Consider the following 9,257-nt stretch of genomic DNA (forward strand, 5'->3'; position numbering starts at 1 on the left):
TCTACCAAGTCTTACTCTATTATCCTTTGCTTTCTTGTCCACTCAACGAAGAGAAGAAAAAAATTCCTTTGAGCCAATCCTTCTATTCCAGAAGAGGTAATTATTAATTATTTAACTTTTGTCCACCTTGTCTAATAACTGATAACTAAAATGAATCTATTAATATATTGTAGACAGAGGAGTGCGGAGACTTATAGGATGAAGCAATAAACTATTGTGAGCTTCAGATTAGCAAATATGGAACGGAAATTGACACTCCACAGACTAAAGTCACGTGGATTCTTAAGAGGAATAAATTTAACGGACTTTCCTCACGTCAAATTTTACCCTTAATGGCATAGCCAAAGATGCCTCTAGTCTGTCCGGAATAAACCCATTCAGGTTACTTTTGACTCCAATATTTGCCGCACCGTTAGCATCAGCATTTATCAATTTTCCTTGCTTAGTTTTGTACAAGCCACGTTTAATTCGTTTGCCACTAAAACTATATTCTGTTGGATTATCAGCATTGTAAACAGGCATCTCATCCTTGTCTAGAAAACTCGCTTTAGACGTATAAGATTCCTCAAGTTCAGTGTAAGTTAGTCCGTATCTATCACACATAGCTTTTAGTTTGAACTTAAAGACATTGTGTGGTATTTGTACAAATTTATGGTTAGTTTTTTTACCTAAGTTGATATTTTTTTTCATGCCCGGATTAACACCTACAACAATATTGGATATACTGTTATCTATGCACCAGTTGATTAAATATCTAGCAGCTTTATTTAAGTAATCTCTAACTTTATTGTTTCGATTTACTGTAATGCTAACTTGCTTTTTGGTTGATTTTTTAATACTTTGCTTATCCTTTACAGATTGTAATCTAGCATTTTCTTTGTTGTACCACTGGTTAATTGATTTAAGTTTTCTACCGTCCAAAATAAACGATGACCCAGTATTTGATACACAAGTTGCTAAATTGTCTAAACCCAGGTCTATTGCTAGTGCATTATTAGATTTTACTACTGGCCGTGGTTCCTCTTCTGTAATAAATTCTACTTCAAAAAACCAGGCATTAAATCTAGGAATTATCCTAACTTCCTTGAGATTCTTATCAGCTAATCTTTGAGGAAAAGGGATTTTTACTGCACCATATTCAGCTTTAAATTTCCTAGACATTGGGATATTGAAATATCCATCTTTTACCTTAATTCGAGGTATTATTAGAGGGAAATAACCTTCCTTATTTAGATATCTAGGTAATTGTATTTGCTCAAACCTATATAGTCCTTCTTGAGTTTTTTGGATTAAGTTAAAAAACGACTTAAAAGACCTATCTACAACTTTTAAAGTTTGTTGTGCAATATCAGTTTGAAGTAGCCGATAATTTTCATTATCTTTGCAGTAATGGTAATTTGACTCGTACCTTAAATATCCACCCTCAGCAAAATAGAATTGTCGCACAGAATAAAGCCCTACATTGTACATATTTTTTGACAATCTGCACAATTGCCTTAAGGCTTTAAATTCTTGGCTAGACAAGTTTCTAATTTTGTTTTTTTGGGTTAAATACATAATTTTGTTTTCGCCGTATAATAACTATTATAGCGAAAACCTTCATAGACGTCAAGGCAATTGCGCTTTCTTACCCGCGCCCGTCGTTTTCCTCCAGTCATTAAAACAGGCTGGTTTCACACTTACCGAAAAATTAAGATGAATACTCAACCTTCAAATCAGGGAGCCGAAACCCCTCAATCAGCAGAAGAAGTCCTGAAGTTAGTGATTCAAGACTTGGACAATGTTCGTCAAAATTTAACAAATCAGTTAGGCCAAGATATAAACAGACTAAGAGTAGAGAAAGAAGAGCTTAATGAGGATGTAAATAGATTACGGAAACAATATGAACAGTTGCAATCTCAACAACTAGAATCTCTGTCTCAGCGACAAATAGCCCAGCAACAATTATGGCTTAAACAACTCGCTCAAGTTCTGGCCAATAATTTGCAACAACAGTTAGGCCATAAAATTAGAGAATTAAGGGAAAATGTTGATCCAGGATTACAACCAGGTAGTTTTCCAGGTGGAGAATTATCAGGATTACAACCAGGTGGTTTTCCAGGTGGAGAATTATCAATGAATAATCCTCCAGATAGCTATTATGAGTCTGCTAATGAGTTGGGATATTCCTTGTCTGCTACTTTGAGCAGAACATTCGATACCCTAAAACAGGAGTTGGACAGTTACGAAAGTGACCTTTCTATACAACTAAATAATATGCGTGGTATGGAACAGCAGTGTGAGGTCATTCTAGAAACTTTGGTGAGTCGTCTTCAGGCACAACTGGAAAACAATAATGTCGTTTCATCTGAAACTTATCAAAATTCTCAGTCTGGAGCTAGGAACTCAGTCAATACTAATTCTTCACAAACATCAACTCCTGTTGAGTCGCCAGAAAAACAGTCCGTACCTAAACCTGAATCTACTCCTAAACCCCAAAAGTCTGCTTCTCAAGTTCAGATGGGTTTAATTTTGGCTCTACTTTCAGCAGCAGTATTATCTTTATTTAATGTTTGTGTCAAGATAATCTTCAATACACCACCACAACCACATCAAATTTTTAGTGGTTTATTTTCAATGCCAGGATTAATTAACCCCAATATTGGTAATTCTTTATTAATTTTATTACTACGACTCATAGTAGTAATGTTATTGATGCCTATAGTCGCAACATTTCTTTATCCTGCTGTTTGGAGTGATATTGAGCATTTCATCAAATCCAAAGATTTTTCTTTATGGTGGAAAGTTATTGGTAGTGCTTTCTTTTTGTTTTTATCTCAGGTATTAATCTATATTTCTATTGGTAATATACCTACTGGTATTGCCATTACAATTTTCTTTATTTATCCAATTATTACTGTTTTATTATCTTGGGGATTATTTGGCGATCGCCCTTCTCTTGTCAGAATTTGTGCGATGGTTATTATTGGTTTGGGAGCAATTTTAGTTATTCCTAGTGGAGCTGGTAATTATCAACCAGGAATCTTGGCTGGAGTAGGTGCTGGTATTACTTTTTCTGGATATGTTTTACTAACACAAATGTCAGCAGGAAAGCTTCACCCTATTCCCTTTAGTTTAGTTAATTTTGCAGGGATTTTTGTATTTTCTGCTTTAGGTTTAATGATGCCTAAACCTGCAGAATGGTCAGCGAATATTGATCCTACTGTGTGGTCTGGTTTAATTGTTGGTGGTATTATTCTAGGAATTTTAGCAATTGCTAGCTATGTATTAAATAATTTTGCTATTAGATTTGCTGGAGCAGCAAGAGCATCTATTGTTGGTACTTTTGGTCCTGCTTTAACTGCTTTACTTGCTCTTTTTACTATTGGAGAAGTATTAGGAGTAAAAGAGGTTTTTGGCATGATATTGGTAATTATTGGTGTTGCTGCAATGAGTTTTGAAAGAATGTTTGGAGCCAAGCAAAAGACAAGTTAAAAATTAAGTTATCAGTACCTGCTAGAAATAGACATCTCCAGAAAATAGGGAACAGGAAACAGGGAGAAATAATTGATGATTTATGGATAATAATTGATTTAATTTTTTATTTTCACCAGATATCTAATGGCTATGTTTTATAATGGATAATTGATCATTATAGATAGACGGTGTGCAACTTTCTACTAAAATACAACGGCTTATTGCCATAAGAGGGAAAAGGTTATTTTCATAACTACTTAAATTCGGTAAGTTTAGAAAAGTTGCACATGGCGTTAGAGATAGTTTTTATTATCAATTATTCATTATATCTCTCTGGAAAAGAAGGAGTAGGGAGTAGGGAATAGGGGGAAATAATTGACGGTTTTTGCTCAATAATTGATTTGATTTTTTATTTTTGGAGAGGTCTAATGTTCATGCAGGAGTTCTCAAATATAATTCATGATTGCTATAGTTTTCATGATAAATTATCAATTATCTATTATCTATTATTCAATGTATGGGATTGATTTTATTTTTAATTATCACCAGATGTCTATTATATTAAACTTTGTTCATGCAGAAGTTATCACATCTAATTCGTGATTCCTATCGTTTTCATTATCAATTATCGATCAACCTATCCCACTATTCTAAAAATGCTTATTTACTTAAGTAAAATATTCCTTAAAAGCTAGATTTTTTGTTTTTATCTTTAACAATATTTGGGCTTTTCAGCAAAAATATTATTAGTGGGATAGGTTCATTATCCATTATTCAATGTTCATGCAGGAGTTCTCACATCTAAATTCCTGATTACTATAGTTTTCATTATCAATTATCCATTATCAATTATTCAATGTACGGTTTCCACGAACTAGCACTCGATACTGTAGAGTGCTAAATTTTTATTTGGAAGCAATAGGAGAAATTATATGGCCAAAATTGTAGAATTTGATGATAAATCCAGACGCGCTCTAGAGCGAGGAATCAACAGTCTAGCTGACGCGGTAAGAATCACTATGGGGCCAAAGGGTAGAAATGTATTATTAGAGAAAAAATTTGGTGCTCCCCAGATTGTTAATGATGGGATTACCGTAGCGAAGGATATTGAATTAGAAGATCCTCTAGAAAATACTGGAGCTAGATTAATTCAAGAAGTGGCATCTAAAACTAAAGATATTGCTGGAGATGGCACAACTACCGCTACAGTTTTAGCTCAATCTATGATTAAGGAAGGTCTTAAAAACGTAGCTGCTGGCGCAAACCCAGTAGCAGTGCGTAAGGGAATTGAGAAAACTATTAATCAGCTAGTTAAAGAAATAGAAACAGTCGCTAAACCAGTAGAAGGAGAAGCGATCGCTCAGGTTGCCACAGTTTCTGCAGGTGGTGATGCAGAAGTAGGAAAAATGATTTCTGAGGCAATGGAGAAAGTTACCAAGGATGGGGTAATTACCGTTGAAGAATCTAAGTCTCTCTCTACAGACTTGGAAGTTGTGGAAGGGATGCAAATTGACCGTGGTTATCTTTCCCCTTATTTTGTCACCGATCAAGAACGGTTGGTAGTAGATTTTGAAAATGCTCGCATCTTAATCACTGATAAGAAAATCTCTTCTATTCAGGATTTAGTAGCGGTACTGGAAAAAGTTGCTCGTGCTGGTCAATCTTTATTAATTATTGCTGAGGATATTGAAGGGGAAGCTTTAGCTACTTTAGTGGTGAATAAAGCACGGGGTGTACTGAATGTTGCTGCTGTGAAAGCTCCTGGTTTTGGCGATCGCCGTAAAGCAATGCTTCAAGATATTGCTATTCTCACAGGTGGTCAACTCATCTCCGAAGAAGTTGGTCTGAGTCTAGAGATGGCAGACTTAGATATGATGGGTGTTGGCCGTAAAATTACTATTAACAAAGACAATACAACTATTGTTGCTGGTGGAGAAACAGCAGAAGAAGTGAAAAAGCGAATCGGTCAAATTCGCAAACAGCTTGAAGAGAGCGACTCTGATTATGACAAAGAGAAATTACAAGAGCGCATCGCTAAATTAGCTGGTGGAGTAGCAGTAATTAAAGTTGGTGCTGCGACAGAAACCGAACTCAAAGATCGGAAGTTACGCATTGAAGATGCGTTGAATGCGACAAAAGCTGCTGTAGAAGAAGGCATTGTGCCTGGTGGTGGTACTACTTTAATTCACTTATCTACTAAGGTTGATGAGCTAAAAGGTAGCTTAACAGATGAAGAGCAAATTGGTGCTGATATTGTGAAGCGTGCTTTAGAAGCACCTTTGCGTCAAATTGCTGATAATTCTGGTGCTGAGGGTTCTGTAGTTGTAGAGAAAGTACGTTCCACTGATTTTAGTGTTGGTTACAATGCTTTAACTGGCGAATACGAAGATATGATTGCTGCTGGTATTCTCGATCCGGCGATGGTGGTACGTTCTGCGTTGCAAAATGCAGGTTCCATTGCTGGTATGGTATTAACTACTGAAGCTGTTGTTGTCGAGAAACCTGAGAAGAAAGCTGCTGGCCCTGATATGGATGGCGGCATGGGCGGCATGGGCGGCATGGGCGGCATGGGTGGCATGGGTGGCATGGGTATGCCTGGCATGGGAATGATGTAATTTTTGCCTACCCACATAGGGCTATGCGTAAGTCAAAAGTTAAAAGTAATTTCTGATTTGCGTAGTGCTATATATTAAGTTAGCCTGTTTTTTGTAGGGACGTTGCATGCAACGTCCCTACAAGGTTTTAATTGTGATAATGCAGTTCATCTATCTGAAAAATGCTGTAATATCATGTCCGGTTGAATAGTTATAATTAAAGCTTGTAGTTGGGCTGAAGCCCTATCTACAGTTCGAGCTGAAGCCCAACTACAAACAAAAACTTTTTTTATCGCTAATTATCCAGACATGATATAATATCAAATCCGGTAGTATCGGTATAAAAAAGCATAGAAACCGGGTTTGTATCAAATGCCCTACGATACTAACATCGACCTCCGACAAACCCGGTTTCTTATAACACTTCCGTTGCCAACTGGACATGATATAAATTTGAGAATGTTATAATTAGTCTAATTAATATTAATATCTTAGAGTAACTATGGCAGGTAAACTTTGGCGGAATATTTGGCGAGTTCTCAACACAGAAATAGAGTTAAATTTATCGGAAACTGTTAAAGGTGGGGTTGAGTCGGCTAAGGCGGTTTTTGAAATAGCAAAAGCAATACAAGAAAATAAGGATGCTAAGGAATTAAAACCTTTTATTGAAAATATTGATTCTGTTTTGGATGTGTTAAATTCTCCCCTGGGAAAAGTTGTGAAGGAGAGTTTACCTTTTTTGCCTATTGCAACTGGAATTATTTCTTTTATTGTTGAAAAAACTCGGCAGGAACCAACCTTAGAAGATGAAGTGCAATTGGTGGCTCAGGTAGCTTATTTAGAAAGTTTTAGACAATTTTTTATAGAACATCCAGAAATATCGGAGAGGCTGACAGAAACTGAGGCATCAGAAGCTGTACAAAAACAGATTAATAAGTTGGATGAAGATATTGATTTTAATGACCGAAATGCTAAGGATACTTTGATTTGTTTTTATGATTCACAGTTGAGAGAAAAATTTGATGAGATTTTGGTTGAACGTTTCCAAGAATCTGGTTTGGATGAAAATACTGCCAAAATTGTCACTGAAAGAATTTCTCGTAGTACCCACCGTTATATGAAACAAGCGGTGTCAGGAGTGAAAGATGATGCTAAAAAATTAGCCGGAATTTATGGGGATGGTTGGCAGCAAGATTTGGCAGTTTATGGCAGTATTGATAAGTATTTAGAAGACAACATCGCTACTAAACCACAGGAAAAAGTATTTGATGAAAATTTCTCTTTTCAGGATATTTATGTACCACTAGAAGTTAAATCTGTTAACTCCGATGGGGAGGTCGATAAAGATGCTGAATCTCAGAATATTGAGGAGTGGGCAAAAACAATTTTGTTGGATGAAAATAAAGATAAACAGGTGTTATTTATTCAAGCGGGGCCGGGAAGAGGAAAAAGTGTATTTTGCCGAATGTTTGCTGACTGGGTGCGCCAGGAATTACATCCTATTTATACACCTATTTTGATTCGGTTGCGGGATGTCAGAAATTTTGCTGCAAATATTGATCAGACTCTAACTAATGCCGTAGGTTGGGATTTTGTCAAAAGTGATAACGGTTGGTTGACAGACCGCAATACTCAATTTCTGTTTTTGCTCGATGGGTTTGATGAGTTGTTGTTGGAGCGAGGGAAAAGTAATGAATTGAAGGAACTTTTAGATCAGGTGGGACAGTTTCAGAAACGAGCAGCAGAAAATAAGGAGCGCGGTCATCGGGTTTTGATTACGGGTAGACCTTTGGCGCTTTATGGCATTGAAAGATTGATGCCTCCTAATTTGGAGCGGGTGAGTATTTTGCCGATGGCTGACAATATTCAGCAACAGTGGTTTCAAAAGTGGCAGATGGTAGTCGGGGAAGAGGAAACAGCAAAATTTCGGGAATTTTTGCACAGCGCACAATGTCCGGAGCAGGTTCAGGAGTTGGCGCGGGAACCACTTTTATTGTATTTGCTAGCTGCAATGCACCGGGATGAGCAGTTACAGGGAGAGATGTTTGCTACTGCTGATGTTGGTGGTACAAAAGTTTTGATTTATGAGCAGGCGTTAAAGTGGGTGCTGGAGAAACAGCGAGTAGAAGAGGGTAAAAATCTTAATCCTGAAATTACGAAGTTGGAGCCAGAAGATTTAGAAATTTTGTTGGCAGAAGCGGGGTTGTGTGTAGTACAGTCTGGTGGCGAATATGCTGCAATAAAAATGATTGAAGACCGACTGGTGAAACAGGGATATAAGGAGTTGCAGGCGTTAATTGAAAAAGCTAGGCAAGATAAACGAGAAGATGGGTTGAAAAATGCTTTGGCTGCTTTTTATTTGAAGTCGGCAGCAGCAGCAGAAAATTCGGTGGAGTTTTTTCATAAGAGTTTTGGTGAGTTTCTCTGTGCAAAAAGGATGGCAGAAAGTCTGGAAGATTTGACGGAGAAAACTGGGAAGCGACGTAAGACTTATGTGGTGTCTGATGAGGAGTTGGAATGGCAGGTTTACGATCTGTTTGGTTATGGGAGTTTGACGGCAGAAGTTGTGGAATATTTGATGGCGTTGTTGGTGAAAAGTCAGGTTGAGTTGCTGGTCTTGTTTGAGCGGTTGCATGGGTTTTATCTAGACTGGTGTGATGGGAAGTTTATTGAGGCAACGGAGGAAACTTTACCTCAGAAAAAGGCGAGGCAGTTGCAGCAGTGGGGTATTGAGTCGGGGCAACGTCGGGTAGATATTTATACGGGGTTGAATGTGATGATTTTGTTGTTTGAGTTGCATCGTTATGGGCAGTCTCAGGATAGGTTGCGGGAGCAGTTGGATTTTTATCCTTGTGGTGAACCGGGCAGTGAAGATTTTGATAAAACAAAACTATTGAAGATTATTGGTTATAGTCAATGTCTTGAGGTTGATGCTTTTGTAGAAATAGTAGGTAAGTTTCTCAGATATGCCGACCTCAGTGGTGCCGACCTCAGATATGCGAATCTCAGTGGTGCCGACCTCAGAGCTGCCAACCTCAGAGATGCCAACCTCAGAGATGCCAACCTCAGTGGTGCCGACCTCATTAGTGCCGACCTCATTAGTGCCGACCTCAGTCGTGCCGACCTCAGAGATGCCGACCTCAGTCGTGCCGACCTCAGAGATGCCAACCTCAGTGGTGCCGACCTCATTAGTGCCGACCTCATTAG

Annotated in this window: 5 protein-coding genes and 1 pseudogene; 4 read left to right on the forward strand and 2 right to left on the reverse strand. The window is 37.8% G+C overall.

Annotated features, from left to right (window positions below; translation table 11 throughout):
- Positions 1-297 precede the first annotated feature (297 nt).
- A complete protein-coding gene (locus ACP6PL_RS15325; protein ID WP_426546130.1) occupies positions 298-1,557 on the reverse strand; it encodes an RNA-guided endonuclease InsQ/TnpB family protein in 1,260 nt (419 codons plus the stop codon).
- Positions 1,558-1,695: 138 nt separating this feature from the next.
- Here ACP6PL_RS15325 and ACP6PL_RS15330 point away from each other — a divergent pair, with 138 nt between their 5' ends.
- The 3 genes and pseudogenes from ACP6PL_RS15330 to ACP6PL_RS15340 form a co-directional block, all read left to right on the forward strand.
- A complete protein-coding gene (locus tag ACP6PL_RS15330) occupies positions 1,696-3,474 on the forward strand; it encodes an EamA family transporter (RefSeq protein WP_426546131.1) in 1,779 nt (592 codons plus the stop codon).
- Positions 3,475-4,388: 914 nt separating this feature from the next.
- Entirely contained in the window at positions 4,389-6,071 is a 1,683-nt protein-coding gene (gene groL / locus ACP6PL_RS15335) for a chaperonin GroEL (RefSeq protein WP_426546132.1), read from the forward strand.
- A gap of 481 nt (positions 6,072-6,552) precedes the next feature.
- A pseudogene (locus ACP6PL_RS15340) lies at positions 6,553-9,054 on the forward strand (NACHT domain-containing protein); the annotation flags it as partial.
- Here the strand turns inward: ACP6PL_RS15340 and ACP6PL_RS15345 are convergent.
- Entirely contained in the window at positions 8,964-9,179 is a 216-nt protein-coding gene (locus tag ACP6PL_RS15345; RefSeq protein ID WP_426546146.1) for a hypothetical protein, read from the reverse strand. The pseudogene ACP6PL_RS15340 and the gene ACP6PL_RS15345 overlap by 91 nt on opposite strands.
- On the opposite strand from ACP6PL_RS15345, the gene ACP6PL_RS15350 reads away from it, so the two are divergent.
- Positions 9,133-9,257 (forward strand): pentapeptide repeat-containing protein (locus ACP6PL_RS15350; RefSeq protein WP_426546147.1); only part of this gene is annotated, 125 nt, incomplete at its 3' end. The genes ACP6PL_RS15345 and ACP6PL_RS15350 overlap by 47 nt on opposite strands.

Origin of the sequence: Dapis purpurea BLCC-M126 (assembly GCF_050015975.1) — a bacterium.
GTDB lineage: Bacteria > Cyanobacteriota > Cyanobacteriia > Cyanobacteriales > Microcoleaceae > Trichodesmium.